General features: G+C 44.3%; 18 protein-coding genes. 7 read left to right on the forward strand and 11 right to left on the reverse strand.

What is annotated here, in order from left to right:
• Positions 1–9 precede the first annotated feature (9 nt).
• Positions 10–2,421: an ABC transporter permease gene (locus DWX23_RS07775; protein WP_122374060.1), complete on the forward strand. Its 2,412-nt coding sequence runs from the start codon at positions 10–12 to the stop codon at positions 2,419–2,421.
• 128 nt (positions 2,422–2,549) lie between these two features.
• On the forward strand, positions 2,550–4,544 hold the full coding sequence (locus DWX23_RS07780; protein ID WP_122374061.1) for a glucosamine-6-phosphate deaminase: 1,995 nt from the start codon (positions 2,550–2,552) through the stop codon (positions 4,542–4,544).
• A gap of 136 nt (positions 4,545–4,680) precedes the next feature.
• Here DWX23_RS07780 and DWX23_RS07785 read toward each other — a convergent pair whose 3' ends face one another.
• A complete protein-coding gene (locus DWX23_RS07785) occupies positions 4,681–5,271 on the reverse strand; it encodes a DUF4251 domain-containing protein (protein WP_122352958.1) in 591 nt (196 codons plus the stop codon).
• A gap of 236 nt (positions 5,272–5,507) precedes the next feature.
• Between DWX23_RS07785 and DWX23_RS07790 the strand changes: the two genes are divergently transcribed.
• Both DWX23_RS07790 and DWX23_RS07795 read left to right on the forward strand, forming a co-directional pair.
• Complete coding sequence (locus tag DWX23_RS07790; protein ID WP_122374062.1) at positions 5,508–6,227, forward strand: 2-phosphosulfolactate phosphatase; 720 nt, start codon at positions 5,508–5,510, stop codon at positions 6,225–6,227.
• A 35-nt stretch (positions 6,228–6,262) separates the two neighbouring features.
• Positions 6,263–7,288, forward strand: coding sequence for a Gfo/Idh/MocA family protein (locus tag DWX23_RS07795; RefSeq protein WP_122374063.1), 1,026 nt, complete (start codon positions 6,263–6,265; stop codon positions 7,286–7,288).
• A gap of 328 nt (positions 7,289–7,616) precedes the next feature.
• Here DWX23_RS07795 and DWX23_RS07800 read toward each other — a convergent pair whose 3' ends face one another.
• On the reverse strand, positions 7,617–8,882 hold the full coding sequence (locus DWX23_RS07800; RefSeq protein WP_122374171.1) for a DUF3843 family protein: 1,266 nt from the start codon (positions 8,880–8,882) through the stop codon (positions 7,617–7,619).
• 164 nt (positions 8,883–9,046) lie between these two features.
• Here DWX23_RS07800 and DWX23_RS07805 point away from each other — a divergent pair, with 164 nt between their 5' ends.
• From DWX23_RS07805 to DWX23_RS07815, 3 genes are all read left to right on the forward strand, one after another.
• A complete protein-coding gene (locus tag DWX23_RS07805; protein WP_122374064.1) occupies positions 9,047–11,842 on the forward strand; it encodes a TonB-dependent receptor in 2,796 nt (931 codons plus the stop codon).
• 39 nt (positions 11,843–11,881) lie between these two features.
• Positions 11,882–13,477, forward strand: coding sequence for an Ig-like domain-containing protein (locus DWX23_RS07810; protein WP_122374065.1), 1,596 nt, complete (start codon positions 11,882–11,884; stop codon positions 13,475–13,477).
• 117 nt (positions 13,478–13,594) lie between these two features.
• Positions 13,595–14,068 (forward strand): toxin-antitoxin system YwqK family antitoxin, encoded by a 474-nt coding sequence (locus tag DWX23_RS07815; protein WP_122374066.1) that lies wholly within the window; start codon positions 13,595–13,597, stop codon positions 14,066–14,068.
• A gap of 147 nt (positions 14,069–14,215) precedes the next feature.
• On the opposite strand, the gene DWX23_RS07820 is transcribed toward DWX23_RS07815, so the two are convergent.
• The 9 genes from DWX23_RS07820 to DWX23_RS07860 form a co-directional block, all read right to left on the reverse strand.
• Positions 14,216–14,644 carry an RNA-binding S4 domain-containing protein gene (locus tag DWX23_RS07820; RefSeq protein WP_122374067.1) on the reverse strand — a complete coding sequence of 143 codons (429 nt, stop codon included), beginning with the start codon at positions 14,642–14,644 and terminating at the stop codon, positions 14,216–14,218.
• A gap of 2 nt (positions 14,645–14,646) precedes the next feature.
• The gene (pth, locus tag DWX23_RS07825) at positions 14,647–15,210 is read right to left on the reverse strand and encodes an aminoacyl-tRNA hydrolase (RefSeq protein WP_122353103.1); all 564 of its coding nucleotides are present in this window, start codon (positions 15,208–15,210) and stop codon (positions 14,647–14,649) included.
• A 90-nt stretch (positions 15,211–15,300) separates the two neighbouring features.
• On the reverse strand, positions 15,301–15,891 hold the full coding sequence (locus DWX23_RS07830) for a 50S ribosomal protein L25/general stress protein Ctc (protein ID WP_122374068.1): 591 nt from the start codon (positions 15,889–15,891) through the stop codon (positions 15,301–15,303).
• Between the two features lie 132 nt (positions 15,892–16,023).
• On the reverse strand, positions 16,024–16,875 hold the full coding sequence (locus tag DWX23_RS07835) for an SDR family oxidoreductase (RefSeq protein WP_122374069.1): 852 nt from the start codon (positions 16,873–16,875) through the stop codon (positions 16,024–16,026).
• A 2-nt stretch (positions 16,876–16,877) separates the two neighbouring features.
• Positions 16,878–18,104, reverse strand: coding sequence for an NADH:flavin oxidoreductase (locus DWX23_RS07840; RefSeq protein ID WP_122374070.1), 1,227 nt, complete (start codon positions 18,102–18,104; stop codon positions 16,878–16,880).
• Between the two features lie 37 nt (positions 18,105–18,141).
• Positions 18,142–18,903 (reverse strand): DUF1295 domain-containing protein, encoded by a 762-nt coding sequence (locus DWX23_RS07845; protein ID WP_183670794.1) that lies wholly within the window; start codon positions 18,901–18,903, stop codon positions 18,142–18,144.
• Positions 18,904–18,922: 19 nt separating this feature from the next.
• Complete coding sequence (locus tag DWX23_RS07850) at positions 18,923–19,480, reverse strand: STM3941 family protein (protein ID WP_122374071.1); 558 nt, start codon at positions 19,478–19,480, stop codon at positions 18,923–18,925.
• A 5-nt stretch (positions 19,481–19,485) separates the two neighbouring features.
• Positions 19,486–19,779 carry a PG0541 family transporter-associated protein gene (locus DWX23_RS07855; protein ID WP_122360595.1) on the reverse strand — a complete coding sequence of 98 codons (294 nt, stop codon included), beginning with the start codon at positions 19,777–19,779 and terminating at the stop codon, positions 19,486–19,488.
• A gap of 114 nt (positions 19,780–19,893) precedes the next feature.
• Positions 19,894–23,019, reverse strand: a complete 3,126-nt coding sequence (locus DWX23_RS07860; RefSeq protein WP_122360594.1) for an efflux RND transporter permease subunit — start codon at positions 23,017–23,019, stop codon at positions 19,894–19,896.
• Between the last annotated feature and the right edge of the window lie 4 nt (positions 23,020–23,023).

The following is a 23,023-nucleotide window of genomic DNA, read 5'->3' on the forward strand; positions in this document are numbered from 1 at the left end:
TGTAAAAAAATGAATAGGTTAGATGCAGTGCTTGTCTTCAGGAATTTTAAGAAGAATAAATTGTCGACAGTGACAATGATATTCTCAATAATAGTTGGGATATTTACATTTATTGTACTATCAAGTTATATTGGTTATGAAAGAAGTTACGATAAGTATGTAAATAACCATGAAAACATTTATCGTATTTATACCGAATTTTGTTCTCTCAATGGACAAGTTTTAACCAAACCAAAAAGTGAGAGGGGTATAGGGGAGATTTTAAAAGAAAAACACCCAGAGGTAAAAAATTCCGGTTTCGTAGGAAAACTGTCGAGTTCAAATTTTCGGATTGATGATGATATCTTTTCTGAGGAATACAGTTTTTATGCTTCTAACTCAATATTAGACATACTTAATGTCACGGTTCTACATAACGACGATCATTCTAAATTGTTGAATGAACCGTACAAAGTCTTACTCTCAGAGAGTTTTGCACATAATTTTTTTGGTAATGACGATCCCCGTGGAAAGATGATCTTTATGTATCCGGCATTTAATGTTGAAATTCAGGGTGTTTACAAAGATTTTCCTAAACAGGCACATTTTAGGCCACAAATGCTTTTTTCTTTCGATAAGAATATGCGTTTACCTCCGCCGGTTTTGGATAAATGGGGGGCTGCTGAATTTTATACATACCTGGAACTGAATGATGGTACAGATATTAAAAAGATTGAGGATAACATGAATCAATTAGTGAGTAGCGAAAAGAGACATTATTTTGAAAGCACCGGCACAGTTCATAAATATCATCTTCAACCTCTTACCGAAATTCATACAAAATCACATTTGAGCGAAGAGTTATCAGAAAATATTCAAAACAGTTATTTGAATATTCTTTTAGCTATTAGTGTATTAATTGTCATTCTTGCCGGTTTTAACTATGTGTATTTTGCCTATACACGTATGGCGAAAAACTCACTGAAGCTTGGTCTTCAGAAATTGTTAGGAGCTGATAAACAGAATATTCTTGTGAGTTTTGTTTTAGAATCTTTCATCATTCATGTGGTTGCCCTTGCCTGTTCGATTATTCTGGTGATTTTGATGAAAGGATACTTGTTGAACAACCTCGGCTTTTCGCTGAGTTTCTCGCTTGCCAATCATAGTTTTTGGATTGGTTTTACGATGGTCTTCCTGATTAGTATTTTCCTGAATGGATTTATTCCTTTCTATACTCTAAGCCGGAACAATTGCCTGCGGTTGATTAATAACAATTCAAAGAGTACTCTAAGAATGTATTTAACGGTAGTTCAATTTGTTACGTTAATTGCAATAATTGGAGTTATTATAGGAATCGATACACAGATTAAATATTTGATAAACAAGGATAAAGGTTACGATATTGATCATGTTATTGCGATCGCCGTACCGAAAAATATTAGCAGAGAATCGCGACTTGTTAAAAATCTTAATGCCTTTGACAATGATCTTATGAATTATCCCGGAATTGAAATGTTGACAAGCACTAATATTATTCCGGGAGATTTGCCTCCATACAACTACAGTTTTACAGAAGTAGGTAAATCATCGGGCGGTAAAGCGGGTATAATAATAGCTGATTCAAGTTTGTTGAGTAATTATAACATTAAGCTTTTAGCCGGGAGAAATTTTACGGACAATAAAAGAACCGATAATTTTCCTTGTATGATAAATATGAAAACCTTGAAAAACCTTGGATATGAAAAACCTGAAGAGGCGGTAGGGCGGCTCTTGTCATTAGATGAGGAAAGTGGAATGATCTCATACACAACTGAAATAGTTGGTGTTTGTTCTGATTTCGATTTCGTTTCAATGTTTGAAACACCACATTCACTGATATTGGTGAACTGGACAAATATGCTCTGGGGATATTATGTGATCAAGGTAAATGAGAATTACAACAAAGCGGATGTGATTTCGTATGTAAAAGAAAGATATAACGCAACCTTCGATAATTTCCCTTTTCAATATTACTATGTTGACGATTATTTCAATCAACAGTTCAAGGATGAAATTCATCTTAATTTGATTCTGAAGCATTTTGTCATATTGGCTTGTATCATTGCTTTTATCAATTTGTTGTCGGTAACCTGGTTTTCCACGAGTAGCCGCTCAAAAGAAATTGGGATCCGGAAAGTTTTTGGAGCTGCAATAAGTGAAGTTGTCGTTTTGTTGAATGTTTCAATTGTTAAATGGATTGCGCTGTCTTTCTTGATCGCGATACCCATCATCTGGGTTGCACTCGGAGAATGGTTGAAGTCTTTTGCTTATCGAATCAATATGGATCCTATGATACTTTTATTGCCGGGAGTCGCTGCATTGGTTATTAGTTTTATAACTATTTCATTCATAACGTATTCTTTAGCTAAAAAAGATCCTGTCGAATCCATTCATATCAAGTAGTGGGCAGGGGAGTTATACCGACTTATAGGTAAATAGATATTTTTGATAGGGTTCTTTAATCATTATTTGCCGGAGAATTGTTATATTTGTAATTCAAGTAAAAAAGTTGTACTAAATCGTAATTAAACATGAAGACGAACCTTAGTTCTCAAATTACCCTGACACGTATACCTACCCGGTATTATCGTCCGGAAAACGCTTATGAGCAATCTGTTTTAACCCGTTTGGAAAAGATTCCGACAAACATCTACGAATCGGCAAATGAAGGATCCTTTGCGATCGCAAAGGAACTGGCATCACAAATACGTAAGAAACAGGAAGCCGGAGAGCCTTTTGTTCTTGCATTATCCGGAGGCCGTTCTCCTCAGAGTGTTTTTAAAGAATTGATCCGTATGCACAAGGAAGAACAATTGAGCTTCCGTAACGTGATTGTATTTAATGTATATGAATTTTATCCGTTGAGCGCTTCAACAAACAGTAACCTCGCTTATCTGAAAGAGTCGTTGTTGGATCATGTGGATATCGATCCGAAGAATGTCTATTCGCCTGACGGTTCTATGCCGAAGGATGATATATTCGAATTCTGCAAACAATATGAACAGCATATCCAGAGCTTCGGAGGTATAGACTATATTCTGTTGGGTGTAGGTCATGCAAGCAATATCGGCTTTAACGGTCCGGGTTCTTCTATAAATGTGGGTACTCGCCTGGTATTGCTGGATAACGATGCCCGTAAAGAAGCTGCCCGCACATTCAAATCGATCGAAAATGTTCCGGCAAGTGTGATCACAATGGGTATTTCAACGATCCTGAAAGCTAAAAATGTGATTTTGATGGCTTGGGGTGAAGATAAGGCGCATATTGTTGCTAATACGGTTGAAGGAAAAGTGAGCGAAACAGTTCCTTCTACTTATTTGCAGACTCATATGAATGCGAAAGCTGTTATCGATCTGTCTGCTGCTTACGAACTGACAAGAATCAGTCATCCCTGGTTGGTTACCAACTGCGATTGGGATAACAAGCTGATCCGTCGTGCTATCGTATGGTTGTGCCAGTTAACGGGTAAACCGATCCTGAAGCTGACAAACAAAGATTATAGCGAACATGGTTTGGGCGAACTGTTGGCCCTGTACGGATCTGCTTATAATGTAAATATCAAGATTTTCAACGATATCCAGCATACTATTACCGGCTGGCCGGGTGGAAAGCCGAATGCAGACGATTCCAACCGTCCGGAACGTGCTACTCCGTATCCTAAGAAAGTGATCGTATTCAGTCCGCATCCGGATGATGACGTGATCTCTATGGGTGGTACATTACGTCGTTTGTGTGACCAGCACCATGATGTACATGTCGCTTATGAAACTTCCGGTAACATCGCTGTTGGTGATGACGAAGTAATCCGTTACTGCGAATACCTGCGTGATGTTTGTGACAAATATTCTCCGAATGATACGGGCGTTAAGGATAAGGCGGAAGAGATCATCAAATATCTGCGTTTCGAGAAAGTAGAAAACGGAGAACCGGAAAAGAGAGATGTTCTGTTCATGAAGGGTACTATCCGTCGTGAAGAAGCCCGTCACGGTTGCCGATATTCGGGCGTGAAAGATGAAAATGTTCACTTCCTGGATTTGCCGTTCTACGAAACAGGTCTTGTAAAGAAGAACGATCTGGGAGATGCCGATGTGGCTATCGTGAAGAAACTGTTGCAGGAAATCCAACCGGATCAGATGTTTGTTGCTGGTGACTTGGCTGACCCGCATGGAACACATAAGGTTTGTCTGGATGCTGTATTGGCTGCTATCGACGAATTGAAAGACGAAGAATGGCTGAAACATTGCCGTGTTTGGATGTATCGCGGAGCATGGGCAGAATGGGAAATGGACCACATCGAAATGGCAGTTCCTATCAGTCCGGAAGAATTACGTTTCAAACGTAATGCGATTCTGAAACACCAGTCACAGGCAGAAAGCGCACCGTTCTTGGGCGATGACGAACGTTTGTTCTGGCAACGTGCTGAAGACCGTAACCGTGCTACTGCTGAACTGTACAAGGATTTGGGCCTGGCTTCTTATGAAGCGATCGAAGCATTTGTTCAGTATATGATCCCGTTTGATAAATAAGAATCTTATTAAAAAATACAGAAGGTATCCCCAAAAAGGATACCTTCTTTTTATGTCCTGACCGGAGCTGATAACAAAAAAGAAGATGTCCTATTTTAGAGACATCTTCTTCATTTAATTCTGAGTTGATACTAAATTAATAGGTTGTTCCCTGGAAAATGTTTGATTGAGCGTATGGGATCAATGTACCTACCATAGTCAAGTCTCTTCCTGAGAAGTTCGGGTCTACTGTTACGGTTGCTTTGTTGCTGCCGTTCATCAGTGTCAGATTTACTGTGGCAGAGATGAAGATACCCTGAACACTCATGGACAGGTAGACATTTCCGTCTTTATCCTGCTTTGTCTGAATGTTTGATGCGCTACCCTGGACTGTTACACCACCTAATCCATTAGGACCTGGGTACGGTGAGTTGGATGCGATCTGTACCATTGCCTGGCCATTGTTCAATGAGACGAAGTTGGTGTTTGAGTTCACATAGTAAACCATTCCATTCATTGGTTGTACGGAGTTGGCCTCCAAAACGAAAGACTGGTCGCTGATAGCTTGCATGGCGGTGTTGAATTCCTGTTCATCCATGATAGCGTCTTTAGCTTCTCTGGCTTCTTTTTTAGCTTCTCTTTCTAACTTTTTCTCTGCTTTTTCTGCGGCTTTACTCTGAGCCTGTACATGTGTCATTCCCCCTATAACAAGAGTGAAAACGACGATAAAAGATACAATTCTTTTCATACGATTTAGTTTAAAACGTTTTCAAAATGTAGTAAAAAAACAAGCGGATGATAAAAAGGTTTCTAATAAATAGACGATTGCAGATACTATAACATTTTATCAGGGTAATTTGGTTAATCCTCATTTTTATTATAGAATCTTTTATATAATAGGTAGTTGCGAAGTCTCCGAATTAGGTATTCAGCGAATTATCCAGTATTTTTGTGGATGATATAAGATGATAAAAATGAAAAGATATGAAGATTGATGTTTGTTTTTCGCCGGCTCTGTATCCGGTATATCATGATCCGGAGGCGATCGTTGTTGTGGTGGATGTATTCCGTGCAACGACAACGATGGCGGCGGCTTTTCAGAATGGAGTAAGTAGTATCCGCCCGGTTGCATCTGTGGAGGAAGCGATGGAATATAAGAGAAAAGGCTGGTTGGTTGGCGCCGAACGCAATGTGAAACGATGTGATTTTGCTGATTTCGGAAATTCACCATTCGACTATACACCGGAGAAGGTGACCGGTCGGGATGTGATTTTTACGACAACCAACGGAACGAAGGCGATAACGATCGCTAAATCGGCTTATCGAGTTATCACCGGGGCATTTATCAATTTACAGGCAGTGGCGGACTTTTGCCGGAAGCATGGGCGGGACGTTGTCGTATTGTGTTCCGGCTGGCAGGATAAGGTGAATATAGAAGATACTTTGTTCGGAGGCGCTTTGGTCGATGTCCTTGTCTCTACCGGTGAATATGAACCGGCTACCGATGCAGCAATCATAGCCCGTGATATGTGGAGGAATAATCGGAATAACTTACTGACATATATCGATCCGACGGATCATATGGCTCGTTTGAAAGCAAATCATTTAGCAGATTCGGTTCCTTATTGCCTGACATTGAACAGTGCGGCGGTTGTGCCGGAATTGACGATAGAGGAGGGAATCCTGGTTTTGAGAACCAGATAATACCGACATTGGTAAACAATTGAAAGATAAGAACAATGACAAAAAATAACAAGATACGTTTCGGAGTAGTCGGGACGAACTTTATAACAGACTGGGTGATTGCCGGGGCACGGCAGGATGAACGTTTTGAGTTGGTGGCTGTTTATTCGCGGACACAGGAGCGGGCGGCTGAATTTGCAGCCAAACATCAGATTCCCCATACTTTTACCTCTCTGGAGGAAATGGCACAAAGTCCGCTGATCGATGCTGTTTATATCGCATCCCCTAATTTCCTGCATGCGGCACAGAGTATTCTTTGCATGAAACATGGCAAACATATTTTGTGTGAGAAGCCTTTCGCATCGAATGCGTTGGAAGCGAAAAAGATGATCGAAGCTTCCCATACATATAATGTAACGTTGATGGAGGCGATGAAGCCGACATTGACTCCGAATTTTCGTGCTGTTCGTGATAATCTGAGCCGCTTGGGGACGATACGCCGTTATTTCTCTTGTTATTGTCAGTATTCATCGCGTTATGATAAGTATAAGGAAGGGATCGTGTTGAATGCCTTTAAGCCGGAATTGTCGAATGGGGCGATGATGGATATAGGTATCTATACGCTTTATCCGATGGTAGTCCTGTTCGGACGGCCGAAAAAGGTGGAAGCTTCCGGTATCGTGCTTTCCTCAGGAACGGACGGACAAGGGGCAGTGAGTTTTCTGTATGACGATATGAATGCGACTATTCTTTATTCAAAGATTGCGAACTCTTATCTTCCTACGGAGATACAGGGTGAGGAGGGGAATATCAATCTGGATCGTATAAATATAATAGGAAAGGTTACTTATACACCTCGTATCCCGACAGGTGCCGGAAAGACGGCAGTTTCGGAACCGATAGATATAAGCGCAGTGACAGATAAGAATGAATATTATTATGAGGTGGCGGAGTTTATGGATCTGATACAGGCGGGTAAACGCGAGTCATCTGTTAATAGTCATGAGAATTCATTGATTACTCTGGAGGTTATTGACGAAATACGGAAGCAGTTGGGGATTATCTATCCGGCTGACAGGTAGTGGAGGGAGATTCTCTATAACAGGTTTATTTGCCGTCTGCTTCAGCTGACGGTTTACAAGTTGTTTCTCCCTTTCGGCTTTAGCCACATTTTTTCACATAGAGATTGTGTTTAAAATGTGACTAAAGTCCAAAGAAATAGTTATTAACTAATCCGTCAGCTGAAGCAGACGGCAAATAAACCTGTAACAAGCAAGTCCTCCTGTTTATTGGAATTTATAAATCCGTGTCATCCGCGTACAAAACATATTCGACCGCAAAGTCTAACTGTCAACTGTCACTTGTCAACTATCAACTGAAAAAGGTGAAACCTTTTTCTAATAATTCTTTTTAAATCTCTCTTATAAAATACTTCGCCAGGAACTCCCAATTCCCATGAATAATATCTTTCCCGCGTTCCGGGCTGTACAGGCTCTTTGTCTGCGCATCTGCCAGCATACCGCGTTCTTCGAGGGCTTTCAGTAAGTCCATGCTGCAATGTTTGACGATGAAGAATGCCAATGCCTGTTCGGAAGCCTTTTTCTCATTGTAGAAAGGATTCTGTTCGTCTTTGATATATTCGATACCGTCCACCACTAATTGCAGCCCCTCTCTGGGAGAAGCATATACAGCAAACTTGTCGAATTCGATACAGTTCGCCAACGGAGTATATTCGTTTTCTTCCAGTTTCAACTGCTGCGAGGCGAAATCGATGAACTCTTGCTTGCTCTTCATATAGAATAACAATTTACCATTGGCCACTTCGGTAAATTTATTGTAGGCATCTTTGTTGCTTTCTTCCCTTTCTTTGATAGCAGGGTCGATGAAGTTTTCCGATTGCTCTGCCTGTTCCGCGAAGAAAGTGTGATTCGGGTGTGTTTCCGGTAGGATGAGCGACAACCATTTGGGCGACGTATAGGCCAGGAATGCAGTACGGTCGATGTGAGCTAGCGAATTATGGATTGTCATAATCACCTCCGTATTCTCCTTATTACCCGGGTTCTGACGCCAGAACTCCTTGATCGTTTCGCTCAGGTTGTATTTTGTGTCCGTGAATAAATACGAATCGTAATGGAACCAATGCAATAGTATTTCGTAGTCTTCCGGTGTCTCATAGGACGTTTCCGGGGCGAATAAAGCCTGCATCTTACTGTTTTCCGGAGCGGTAGTCCACTCCTGGCAGAATAGCTGGTAGATCAGGCGGCCTGTCTCTTCGTTCGTCGGGTTGTCCGGATTGACGAAAGTACCTTTCTTGGCACCGTGATACTGCTGGGTGTAGTGCCAGAGCAGGAAACGGACATCTTCCAGGTTGGCTTCATCATCGTAATAATGGTCGCTGATAGTGTAGAAAGGGAGATAGTTGCCTGTCTGTTTCTTATATTCCGTGATGAAAGAGTGCCAGATGTTGAGGCCGGAGATTACATCCTCGAAATAAGCCGCCATACGCATACTGATCTGGATGACATCTTCTTTGTCGAATGAGTTTGCCAGGTCGGTATGTAACATTATATCATGTATCTGATTGGCGATACGGGTATAATAAAGGTCGGTTGGTCCGGATTGTTTATATGGATGCAGTTGCAGCCAGTCTTTTGGAAAAATCTTAGTATTTTTCATCTTATAATCGTCATTTACGCTTTTGATTAATAAAGGTACAAATGTAGTAAATTTATTTGTCAACGAATTGTAATAACCGTTACCGTATTGTCATCTCTTTTAAATTTGGCTGAAACATCGCGCCTCTACTTTTGCGGCAAATAAATGTAACAACAAGTAAAGGAATGAGAAATAAGCGTGAAAAGAGAGGACTGTTGATGTTGGTTCTCCTGCTGTTTGGAAGTTTTCTTGCGCTGACGGCCCGGGCACAAACGGGTGTTATCTGCGGAACCGTGACAGATGCTAAATTCAAGGAACCACTGATCGGTGCCACTGTCTCTATCGAAGGAACGACAATCGGAGCTATAACGGATATAGATGGAAATTTCCGTATCGAAAAGGTACAACCGGGTAAATATACACTGGTCGCTTCTTATGTATCTTATAAAACGCAAACCATAAAAGATGTGGCTGTGATAGCTCATCAGGAAGCAGTCGTGCGTATCGAACTATCGGACGCCGACCTCCAACTACAAAACGTTGTGGTAGTGGCCCAACGAAAACTGGGGACAGAAACAGCCGTACTGAATACCGTCCGCAAAAGCCTTCCTGTAGTGAGCGGAATATCTGCCCAGCAGATTAGCAAGACGCAGGACAGCGATGCCGCTGAGGTGCTTCGCCGTATACCCGGTATTACGATCGTAGACGACCGCTTCATTGTTGTCCGCGGCCTGGCACAGCGTTACAATAATGTGTGGCTGAACAATGCCACAACACCGTCGAGCGAGACGGATAGCCGTGCTTTTTCCTTTGACGTGCTGCCTTCTTCCCTGGTCGATAATATGATGGTCTACAAAAGTCCGTCGGCAGAGTTACCGGCTGATTTCTCGGGTGGTTTCGTCCGCTTGCTGACGAAGAATGTGCCGGAAGGGAATACCTTCAATCTCTCTTATCAACTGGGTTTTAATACAAATGCAACTTTCCGCGATTTCCAGTTGACGAAAGGGCATGCGGTCGATTATCTAGGCTTTGGTGCCGGTAAACGCACGCTACCTCCCAATGCACCTGCTCACCTGAACGATGTAAGTACTTCCGACGCTGCTACATTTACCCGCCGGGTGAATACGGGGTGGGATATCAGCCATTTCACGGCACTCCCGGAACAGAAGCTGACTTTCACCATGAATCGCCTTTTCGACTTGGGTGACTGGCGGATCGGTAATATAACGAACGTGAATTACAGTACGGGCTACGATTATTACGAGATGAAGAACAATAACTACCTGTCGTATGATATGACGAACGACCAATCGTCTTACCGTTATAAATACGATGATGTGCAATATAAGAATACAACCAAGCTCGGTGCCTTGTTCAACTGGTCTTTCTTGAACGGGAACAACAAGTTCGAGTTCCGTAACTTCTTCAACCAGCGGGGAACTTCTTCGCTTTCCCAACGCCAGGGTACAGATTACTATTCTGAAGAGAATATCCGGAAATGGGAATCACTTTACACCGGACGTACCACCTATGCCGGCCAGTTGAGCGGCGAACATAAATGGCATGACGAAGCCGACAAGCTGGACTGGACGGTGGGGTATGCTTATGCCGCCTACAAGGAGCCGGACCGTAAGGTCGTCAAGTCGATGGAGCGGAAGCAGGATGACGAACTTAAATATTATGTATCCGACCCGACCCGTTATTATCAGGATCTGACGGATAACAGTTTCTCCCTCGGAACGAATTACGAGCATATTTTCAGTGTATCGGAGCTTTTCAAACCCGTCTTGAATGCCGGTGTATATGGAGAATATAAAGACCGTACGTTTGAAGCGCGCCGTTTTCTCTACAATCTTTTGGGAAGTGGATATAACCGCTTTGCCGAGTGGGATTACAGTTCGATCTTTTCGGATGAAAATATTTCCGAAAATCGTATTTATATGAAGGAAAGCACCAATAAAAGCGACTCTTATACTTCTAAGAATCTGCTGGGGGCAGCTTATGTGGCAGCCCGGTTGAATTATGGAGAGAAACTGAATGCGAATATCGGTGTCCGCATGGAATATTACCAGCTGAAACTGGATGGCTACGAATCGGATGGTATCAAAGCGGTCCATCTGGACCAAAGTTCGACCGAGTTCTTTCCTTCCCTGAATGTCGCCTATAGCCTGACTGATAAACAACAGGTGCGGGTCGCTTATGGGCGTTCGGTCAACCGTCCCGAATTTCGTGAAGTGGTGCCTTACGTGTATTATGACTTTGCACTAGATGCCAATATTACCGGGAATGTCAATTTAAAGAATGCCTATACCAATAATGTTGATGTGCGTTATGAGTTTTACCCGTCGACAGGCGAGACAGTGACGATAGGGGGATTCTATAAATATTTTGAAGACCCGATCGAGCAGACGTATAGTGAAGCTGGTTCCGGCCTGCAATACACCTATCACAATGCCGATCATGCCAGGACTTTTGGTGTGGAGGTGGATATTAAGAAGCAGTTGGATTTTATCGGGCTGAAAAACCTGAGCCTGGTTTTCAATGGCGCCTATATTCATAGTAAGGTCTATTTTGCCGAAGGCTCTTTTGAGCGCGACCGGGCGATGCAGGGGCAGTCTCCTTATCTGATCAATACCGGGTTATTCTACCAACTGGAAGATAAAGGTTTTTCTGCTTCCGTGCTCTATAACCGCATCGGAAAGCGTATCGAAACAGTGGGTGTCCCTGCCCAGAACCCGAATGACGATATCCCTGATATCTATGAAATGCCACGTAACGCATTGGATTTGAGTTTCTCGAAGAAAGTGGGCAAGTATGTGGAGATTAAAGGGGGTATCAAAGATTTGTTGAACTCGAAGATTGAGTATAAACAGTTTCTGGAACTGACGGAAACTTCCGGTGCGAAACGGGAAGTGGAACAGTTGGTTCGCAGCTACCGTCCGGGCGTGACTGTTAATCTGGGCGTATCGGTTAAATTTTAAATAATGTCACTTATATACAAACTAAATTAGTTTATTATTATGAACAAGTTTTTATTGAAAGGTGTGGCTGCCTTAGTATGCATAGCCACAATGTTTGGAAACGTAGCTTGTAGCGACGATGACGACTCGGCGACAATCAGTGTTACTGCGGTTGCATTGGATAAAACGACCTTGTCGTTGAAACCGGGATCGACAACTAAATTGGTTCCTACCATTACTCCCTCGGATGCTACTACGACAAGTGTGACCTGGACTTCTTCCGATGATAAGGTAGCTACCGTTAGCGATGGAACGGTTACGGCTGTAGCAGAAGGTACGGCTACTATCACTGTTAAGACTGACGACGGTGGTAAAACGGCGACTTGTGTTGTAACGGTTGATGCCGATGCTCCGGAAAGCCAAGACGTAACGCTGGAAGGAGATATTCCTTCCGATATGACTCTACGTGCTGTGGATAATAATTTGTTGAAAGGATATGTCTATGTGCCTTCCGGTGTAACATTGACTATCGAACCGGGTACGGTGATCAAAGGGGAAAAAGCCACAAAAGGTTCTCTGATCGTTGAACCGGGGGGCAAGATCATTGCCGAAGGTACGGTTGATAAACCGATCGTCTTTACTTCGAACCAGCCTGCCGGTTCACGTGCTTATGGCGACTGGGGTGGTTTGATCTTATGTGGTAATGCTCCGGTTAATGCAAATGATCCGCAGATAGAAGGTGGTCCGCGTACTCATTATGGTGGAAACAAGCCTGAAGATAATTCCGGTATAGTGAAGTATGTACGTATCGAGTTTGCCGGTTATCCGTTGGAACCGAATAAAGAGATCAATGGCTTGACTTGTGGTGGAGTCGGTAACGGAACGACACTGGAATATATCCAGGTATCTTATTGTGGTGACGATTCTTTCGAATGGTTTGGCGGAACGGTGAATGCAAAACACCTGATTGCTTATAAAGGTTGGGATGATGAATTCGATACGGATTACGGTTATACCGGAAAATTGCAGTTCTTGCTGGGTGTTCGTGATCCGAAGGTTGCCGATACCTCCAAGTCCAACGGTTTTGAGTCGGACAACGATGCGAATGGCTCCGGAGACGAGCCTATTACGAAGCCTATTTTCTCTAACGTAACGCTGATCGGTCCGTTCTATGGCGAGTCAGCCGGTAAAGCGGAAAGTGAAATCCTTTATACAACGGATGATGCAGCTAATGGTGCGAAGGGTGGACAGTTCCAGGCTGTTATGCATATTCGCCGTAACTCTTCTTTGAATGTTTACAACTCTGTCTTCACTGGTTGGCCTTATGGTCTGTACCTGCAGAATGCAAATGCCGGTACAACAGTAAAGAATGTGATCTTTGCCGGTATGTGGGAAAACTTCAAGGATGATGACAGCAAGAGCTATTTTGAAACAGAGAATTTGAAAAATCAGGTATATGCTTCCAGCAACGACCTGATTGCAACAAACGCTGATTATTCTTCAGTGGTAGTCGACAAGATCGGTGGTGCGGATTTCTCTGATTCTGTTTTGTCTGACACCTTCTTCGATAAGGTTACTTACAAAGGCGCATTCGACGGAACTAACGACTGGACAGCCGGATGGGTAAACTGGGATCCACAGAATACAGCTTATTAATCAGATTGTTTCTTACTCGAATTTTTGAATAATGGTTCAGGGGCCGGGATATGTTACATTTTCCTGTGCCCTTTTACCTTTCTTGCAGGAGGGTGGGAACAGTAAAAACATATACAAATGATAAAAAAATTGCTATTAACATCTACATTGGTTGCCGGAAGTACCTTTGCTATCCAGGCACAGGACCTGGTACTTAATGAAGGTCAGTATTATACGGACGAGACACAGACTACACCTTATACGGGTCGTTATACGGAGTTTTATGACGATGGTATGCTGAAGATGGAGTTGTATCTGAAAGATGGGCGTCCGGAGGGTACGTATGTAATCTATTACCCCGATGGGAAGATTGCGGAGGTCCGCTCGTATTATCATGGCGTTTTTCACGGGGAGTGGCGAACCTATAATGAGGCAGGGCAACTGATCGGTCTGGCTTCTTATAAAGATGGTGAGAAAGATGGTCCCTGGCGTATCTGGAATGACAAAGGTGTCATGCGTTTTGAAATGTTCTACACCCGCGGAAAGAAGAGTGGGGTTTGGCGGACATGGAATGATGAGGGGAAATTGTTGACAGAAGAGAAACAGTTATAGAAATAATTGAACCCAAATAACAGGTTCTGTAGGGGCGGGGTTTGCCCGCCCTTTGCGACGATAATATAACAACCGGTGAAGATGGGCGGGCAGACCCCGCCCCTACGTTCACATCTGACAATAATTGAACTTTGTCCTTTATTTTTATTATTCATCATTCGAATCAAAATCGAAATCAAAGTCGAAACCATCATCCATCAATCCCGGATCAGTGAATTGCTCCATTTCACGGCGATCTTTCTTGGTCGGACGGCCTAAGCCACGGGCGCGATCTACGAAACCGGATATCTTATTCATCTCCAGTATTTCGTATTGATCCGGAGTCGTGACATTTTCCAGATATTCCGGCACCAGTTTAGCACCCATTCTGCGTTCTGTCAATGCCAATACTTTGAAGGAAAAAGTCACAGGCGGTTTACGTACCTGAATTACTTCTCCCACCTTGATCATACGGGATGGTTTTACGGTGACACCGTTTATCATGACCCGGCTTTTCTTGCAAGCTTCTGCTGCGATCGTCCGAGTTTTGAAGATGCGGGTAGCCCACATCCATTTATCTATTCTTACTTCGTTCATAACTATTTATTATTGTATTGGTTCATCGTAATCTGTACCCCTGCCAGGCAGAAGCTCTTGACGATCTCGATGGCCCGTTTCAATTTTTCCGGCATCAGTTCCAGTTCTTCAGAAGGGAACTTGCCTAATACATAATCTATTTGTCCGCCGCGAGGAAAGTCACTGCCTATCCCGAAACGCAGACGGTTATACTCCTGTGTTCCCAGGAGTTGTTGTATGTTTTTCAATCCGTTGTGTCCTGCATCACTGCCTTTGGGTTTCAGACGTAAAGTGCCGAAGGGAAGAGCCAGGTCATCTACTACCACCAATAGATTCTCCACTGGAATATTCTCTTTTTGTAACCAGTAACGGACGGCATTTCCGCTCAGGTTCATAAATGTATTCGGTTTGAGCAGGATCAACTCGCAGTTCTTCACCCGCATCCGGGCAACTGCCCCGTAACGCTCTTCCGTGAAAGGCACTCCGGCTTCTTCAGCCAAAGCATTCACGACACGGAAACCGATGTTATGCCGTGTGCCCCAGTATTCAGAGCCTATATTACCAAGTCCGGTTATTAGATATTTCATGATTCTTGCATTATTTATATAATATAAGAAAGGGAAGAACATTCTCCTGAATATTCCTCCCTCACGTTATTTGGTATTATCTTTTTCAGATTACTTACCAGCAGTAGCCTGAGCACCACGAGCGGCACGAGTCAACTGAACGGCGCAAACAACAGCGTTCTTTGCATTTGTCAGTTCCAGACCTTCGAAGTGTAAAGCACCAACCTGCATAGACTTACCTAAGCCCAGGTGATCAACGTTGATAGTCAGTTTTTCAGGGATCTGAGTATAGATAGCTTTAACTTTCAGCTTTCTCATACGCAATGTCAGCTTACCACCGGCTTTAACACCTTCGGCGTGACCTTCCAGAACAACAGGAACTTCCATTGTTACCGGTTTGCTGTCAGAAACTTCCATGAAGTCGATGTGCATGATAGCATCGGTTACTGCCTGGAACTGGATATCTTTAACGATAGCCATAGTCTTTGTTCCGTCGATGTTCAGTTCAACAGCGAAGATTTCCGGAGTATAAACCAGTTTACGTACACTGTCGACAGTTACTGTAAAGTGAGTTACTTTTTCGCCACCGTATAATACAGCAGGGATTTCCTGATTTTTACGCATAGCTTTCAAAGCTCTTTTCTGATCAGCAGAAGTAGCAGCTACTTCTCTTCCTTTTCCTTCTAATTGGAATGTCTTCATTTCTTTAATTTTTTGTGTTACTCAAAATTAGTATTTATGCTTCCTAATTTTCCCATCACACGTACGGGGGTTAAAAGCGGTGCAAAGGTATGTTTTTTATTAATACGTTCCAACTGTCCCGTGTATATTTTTTTAATCCAGTAGATTACGGGAACGAAGCAATGCCTCCGTATCGTCCCAGAGCTTGACTTGTGCCGGATGGTTCCGGATACGTTCCGACAGCTTTTTCTCTTTGCAGTTGGCGTAGCATGCACCACTTTTACCGTTCACATCTTCCGACAGGGCGAGATGTATGGCTGTTGCCGCTCCTTGCAGCGGTGTTTTGATGAAAGGACGGAACAGGATATCTGTCAGCGGGTCGAACCAGGCATTCATCGTGATCATATTCGTACTGACGATACCAGGGTCGGAGGCGTTGACGGTAATTCCTCTTTCTTTTACCCTTTCCGCCAATTCGCGTGTAAAGAGCAATAAGGCCAGTTTGGTATTTCCGTACACCGATATCCGGTTGAAACGTCCGTTCTTCCCTTTGGTGAAGAAGTCGGATTCTATTTTACCGATGGCATACGTGCAGGATACCGTATTGACGATACGGGTTTCCTTATGCATCAGGGGAAGCAGCAACCGGGTGAGCAGATACGGACCGACATAATTAACGCTGACAATCGTTTCCAATCCGTCTACCGTAGGACGGATATGGGTGGTCAGAACTCCGGCATTGTTCATTAACCGGCTGACCGGGCGTCCTTCCGCCAGTATCTTTTGTGCGAAAGCATGGACGGATGATAAAGAGGAGAGGTCTATCCCGCGGACCTCTATTTGCTCATTCCCGCTTTCTTTTTTTATACGTTCGCAGACCGGATATGCTTTCTCCGGTTCTTTACACGCCATGATGATCTGAAAACCGTCTTTGGCCAGTGCCAGGGTGATCTCTTGTCCCATGCCCCCGTCGGCACCGGTTATAATGGCTATTCCTTTTTCCATTATTATTTATACTCCAGTTTTTCTATTTCTTTGACAATACTTTTAGGTAGATTCTGCATATGTTTATGGCAAGCCATTTCCAACGAATACATACGGGCAATGCAATAGTTGCTGTGACCGCAGTCGCAACGGGCCTGTTCGTCTTCTTTCATATGGTTGACGAAAGCCGGGTCGTTGAGCAGTGCACGTGCCATGCTGACAAACTCGAATCCGTGGCCGAGTACTTCCTCTATCTTTTCACGGGAGATAAGGCCGCCGACATATACGAGAGGCATTTTCAGGGCTGCCCGGAATTTCAGCGCGTCTTCAAGAAAATATGCTTCCTTGAACGGTTCGGTAGGAATCATCAGGTGCCCTGCCATTCGTACACCGATTGGTAACCATCCGTTCGGCATGTAATGAGTCATTGTGCGGATAGGCATTGCACCACGCATAACATACATCGGAGCACGGCTTACAAATCCCCCGCTCAGTATCAGGGCATGTACGCCGCATTGGTTTTGCAGGGTACGGGCGACTTCCAACGTCTCGTCGAGTTCCATACCGCCTTTAAAACCGTCGCGCATATTCATTTTTACCAGGACTGCCATATCCGAACCGGCAGCTTTCATTACCTCTTCCATACACATCTTCATGAAACGCATCCGGTTTTCCAGGCTTCCTCCATATTCATCTTTCCGGCGGTTGGTATAAGGAGAGAGGAACTGGCTGATCAGATAGCCGTGTCCGGCATGTATTTCGACGGCATCCATTCCGGCTTCGCGGGCGAGGTGGACTGCCTGGCCGAAGGCTTTCGCCATGGCGGCTATTTCAGACTGCCGCATTCCCCGGACGAAAGTCGGCGAATATAAATTGAATCCGGTGGAAGCAGAGATAGGAGTACATCCGCAGATATTTTTGTGAGACATGTTCCCGCAATGTCCGATTTGTATGGAAGCGGCAGCACCTTCGGCATGGATGGCATCTGTGATCTTCTTCAGACCGGGTATGATTTCAGGGCGTAACCACAACTGACGTTCGAATGAAAGTCCGCTTTGCGTTACGGCGGCATAGGCTAAAGTAGTCATGCCGATTCCGCCGGCTGCCACAGAGGTATGGTAGTTATATAGCATTTCCGACGGAGCGTTCCCCGGGCACATACTTTCGAAAGCGGCCGCCCTGATCGTACGATTCCTGAGTGTGAGCGGACCGATAGAGGCCGGGGTGAATAGCATAGATTCTTTATTCATATTAATAACCAGTTATTTATAGTTGTATTTTATATAATCAGTAAATAAATGGAATGATTCGTTTCCGGTTTCCGACCTCTTTACCGAACATGGTTTTGTACTTGTGCCAGATCGTATTGGCACGTGGTACCAGGTTGGCGAATGTCCACCAGGCGAACAAGGCTCCGCTGGCACTCCAGGTCAGGATGGCAAAGCCGCACCATTCCACCAGTTCGCCGAAATAGTTGGCCGAGGTTACGTAGTTGAACATACCTCCTTTAGGTAGATAATGATTGGTGTCGCCCGGTTTGCGGAGGTGGCGGACGATATAGTCTGACCGCCAGTTGATCCACATGCCGCTAAAGAACATCAGCGTTCCGATAATGAATTGCGGAGTGGTCAGCCACTGGGTTGAATACATATTTTCCGGGGCGAGGTAGAATATCCACATACCTTGTATATAACCGTTCAGCAGGTTGAAGACAATCCCCATTGTCATAATACCCACAGGCATTTTGCTCTTGCCTTTGATCAGTAAGGGGAATATGAATGCCCGTTGCAAATAATGCAGTTCGAAGAAGAGGAAGAAGAGTAGAGGAACGGTTTCAAGTTGCCGTTCGGACTGGCTCCAGAGGAAGAGCATCACCCCGAAAACAGGTGCTTCCATACAGATCCAGGCTATTTTGTTTGGAATAGGGATACCCCATTTTTTGTCGAATAACATACCGTATCCGGCTTCTACGAAGTAAAGGGTAACAAAAACAATGGCGGCAATGACCGCCATTATAATCAGCAATATATTAAACTCATCAAGGGTCATTTCAAATCGAGTAATAAGATTATGCTTCTTTATGTAACGTTTTATAGTGGTTGTATTTCTCGAATACAGCCTTTTCGAGTTCCTTAAATGTACAATCCAACGCACGGTCGGAAATACAAATAGGCGATCCGTAGTATTGAAGCTTCAGTTCCAGGGAACGCTTCTTGCTACGTGTGGGCTCCCGGTCAATATATTCGTTCGGATTTTTTACCTTCAGCACGATATATTTACGTTTCAGATTGCTAAGGTCGTCCATTATTTTGATATTGTCAACATCTTTCCACAAAATTGTGCCTATCCGGTTGCCTGTCGATATATCATTGATTCCCTCGTCGGAGATATAGATCGCCTTGAAACTTTCGCGAGTCAGGAATGAATAGCTGATTAAGCAGAAAAATGTCGTGAGTAAAGCAAAGACACCGATGAAGATAAAGACAAAACGTCCTTCCCCATATTTGAGGTCATGAGCAGCATACAAAGCTCCGGCACCGATCAGGGCAGAGAGGACCGTTGTCAGGAACAACCCTCTCTTTTTATGCCTGCTCAATTTGAATGTGGTTGTAGAAGGTGCTTCCATAACCGTCAAATTGATTTTTCAATGTTCCATACGAATGCACGTAGTCCCTGAGCTTCTGTCTGCATATCCATTTTGTGGAGCAGATCGAGGAAAGGATCGACTTTTTCGTCGTCTACCATTGCCAGTATGGCTGAGTTGAGGGTTGGCCAGGCATGGCTACCGTAATGAGGTTCGCCTTTTTGGCTGCCGCGTCCCTGCACTGTTTCCCAGAAAGTAAATCCGCGAATGTTGCTGCGATCCATAATGCTGAGGATCATTTCGTAGTAAGCCTGATTGAATGATATGAATATAGCTTTCATGTTCGTTCTATTTTTGTTAATTAGAGACTGTGTCAAAAAGTTTGTATTACTGACCGCAGACTCTGCATTGTCTGCGGTCAGTAATAGCTTTTTGACTTATCTTTCTTTTCTCGTTTATAATTGTTCCAGATGATTCAACCTTGCGATCTTACGGCGGCGGCGTTTTACACCGTTTCCGGCAAATACGCAATATACCGTCGGTACGATAACCAGTGTGATTAAAGTGGATACTGAAAGTCCCCATGCAACCGTCATACCCATCGAGCGCCACATTTCAGCACCTTCACCTGTACCGATAGCCATCGGGATCATACCGAGTACGGTAGTCAGGGTGGTCATCAATACCGGACGGAGACGGGATTTACCGGCAGCAACTGCAGCAGTAAGAATACTCATTCCGCGTTCGCGGCACAGGATCGTGTAGTCGATCAGCACGATACCGTTCTTTACAACGATACCCATCAACATGATTACACCGATCAAAGCCATCACCCCGAGTGGCGTCTGTGTGATTGCCAATCCCAGAATTACACCGGTAAAAGCAAACGGGATGGAAAACATGATCACGAACGGGTCGGTCAACGACTCGAACTGGGCTGCCATCACAATAAATACCAGGATGATGATCAATACCATCAATATACCCAGGTCGGTAAATGTATCCTGCTGGTCTTCAAATGTACCTCCCAGCTGCCAGCTTACATCAGACGGGATATCCATCTTCTTCAGCTCGGATTGAACGGCAGACACCAGGTCGCTTAATGCAGCACCCTGACCGACAACGGCAGATACAGTGATAAGACGTTCACGGTTTTTACGCTCGATAGTCGGCGGTGTCATACGTTCTACAACTTTACCTACATCGCGGATACGAACCCCTTGTCCGGCATTGTTATAGATCATAATATTTTCGATATCTTCGATAGACTGGCGGAATTCGGGAGCATAACGTACTTTGATATCATACTCGTCACCGTCTTCACGATACTTGGAAGCGGTGGAACCGTTGATACGGTTACGCAGGTATAAAGAGGCTGTCGTAACGTTCAGGCCGTTCATTGCCAGTTTTTCGCGGTCGAAGTCTACCTGGTATTCCGGAATATAATCTTTACGGCTGATGTTAACCTGTGAACATCCCTTTAATCCTTCCAGGCGTCTTGACAGATCTGCAGCAACAGCATCGGTCTTGGCAAAGTCGAAACCGTAGATTTCTATATCTACTGCATTCTCACCACCCATAGAACCGGACTGACCGCCAGCCAAAACCTTGTACTCTTTGATCTCGGAGTATTCAGCCAGGTCCTGACGCATCATATCACAAATCTCGATCAAACCTCTTTCACGGTCGCCGACACTGCTCAGGTTGACATTCATTTCTATGATGTGCGAACCGTTGTCGCTCAACTGGGCAAATGTGTTATCCGTATCAGCCTGTCCTTCGGTGAAGTTCAGTACCAGAATTTCCGGGTATTTCTCACGGAACTGTTTGTCGATACGCAAAGCCAGATCGCGTGTGATCTCCTGGCGGGTACCGATGGGCATTTCGATCGTGATACCGATACGGGCATTATCCTGGGTCGGGAAGAACTCAGTCTTAATCATAGGGATCATCATCATGCTGCCTGCAAAGATCAGGAAGGCTCCGGCAATAACTGTTTTACGATGACGTACTGCCCAGTCCAGGAAACGTGCATAAGCAACGTCCAGTGCATTCAGTGCCTTTTCAATAGGAGTGAAGAACAAAACGTACAGACGTCCTTTCTTCGGATCGAGACGTAACAACTGAGAACAAAGCATCGGTGTCAAAGTCAAAGCTCCGACTGTCGATACGATCATGATGATACTAACGATCCAGCCTAACTGTTTGAAAAGGATACCGGCCATACCGGTCACCATTGTCAATGGCAGGAATACTGCCAACATAGTCAATGTAGAAGCAATTACGGATATAGCCACCTCGTTGGTTGCGTGTACGGCTGCCTGCTTCGGTTTACTACCTCTTTCAATATGCGTCGTGACATTCTCCAATACCACAATGGCGTCATCCACCACCATACCGATTGCAATAGACAATGAACTTAACGAGATAATGTTCAGTGTATTGCCGGATGCCAGCAAATAGGCGAATGCGGCGATCAGTGAGATCGGGATCGTCAGGATAATGATAAATGTCGCTCTCCAGCGTCCCAGGAAGATGAATACCACCAACATAACGACAATGAAAGTGATCATGATCGTTTCCTGCAAACTGTCGATCGTATTCAGAATGTTGGTCGAGGTATCGACGATCACACCCAGTTGTACGTCGGATGGCAAACTGGCCTGTATTTCCGGCAGTTTTTCGTGAACTTTCTTAGCGATATTCACAGAGTTTGCTCCGGACTGCTTCTGGATAACGATCATACCCCCCTTACCTCCGTTGTTGAAGGTTTCCTGGGCACGTTCTTCGATATAGTCTTTTACCTGTGCAACGTCGCGCAGATACACATTCTTACCGTTATTGCTTCCTACCACCAGGTCCAGCATTTGGTTGGCATTGGTAAATTCACCTTGTACACGGAGCGTATAGGTGTTTGAACCGATGTCTATGCTACCACCCGGTGTATTGCGGTTCTCCTGTGCAATGATAGAGGAGATTCCCTCGATGGTCAGCCCGTAAGCTTCCAATTTGTAAGGGTCGCAATATACCTGTACTTCACGGATCGGAGCACCGGAAATAGATACGGCACCTACTCCGCTGATACGTGCCAGTGGGTTGGATACTTTATCGTCCAGGATTTTGTAAAGGGCGTTGGTACTTTCCTCTGCTGTTACCGAAAGCAACAGGATTGGAATATCGTCGGTACCGAACTTAAAGATGATCGGGTTTTCCACGTCATCCGGCAGAGACGATTCTACGATGTCCAGTTTATCCCGGACGTCGTTGGTCGCGACATCGATATCGGTACCGTATTCAAATTCCAGTGTAACGATAGAGATGTTTTCGCGGGACTGTGAGGTGATGTGTTTCAGGTCACTCACACTGTTCAATACGTTCTCCAATGGTTTGGATACGTTCATTTCAATATCGGTGGCGCTGGCTCCGGGGTAGGCCGTCATGACCATGATCATGTTGGTCTCGATCTCCGGGAGCAAGTCGACTGATAATCGGGTTAAGGAAAAAAGTCCCATAATCACCACAGCCACGAATACGAGGGCGGTGGTTACCGGCTTTTTTACCGCTGTTGCATATAAACTCATATAG

Source organism: Parabacteroides sp. AF18-52, from assembly GCF_003479145.1.
In the GTDB taxonomy this organism is placed as follows: Bacteria; Bacteroidota; Bacteroidia; order Bacteroidales; family Tannerellaceae; genus Parabacteroides; species Parabacteroides faecis.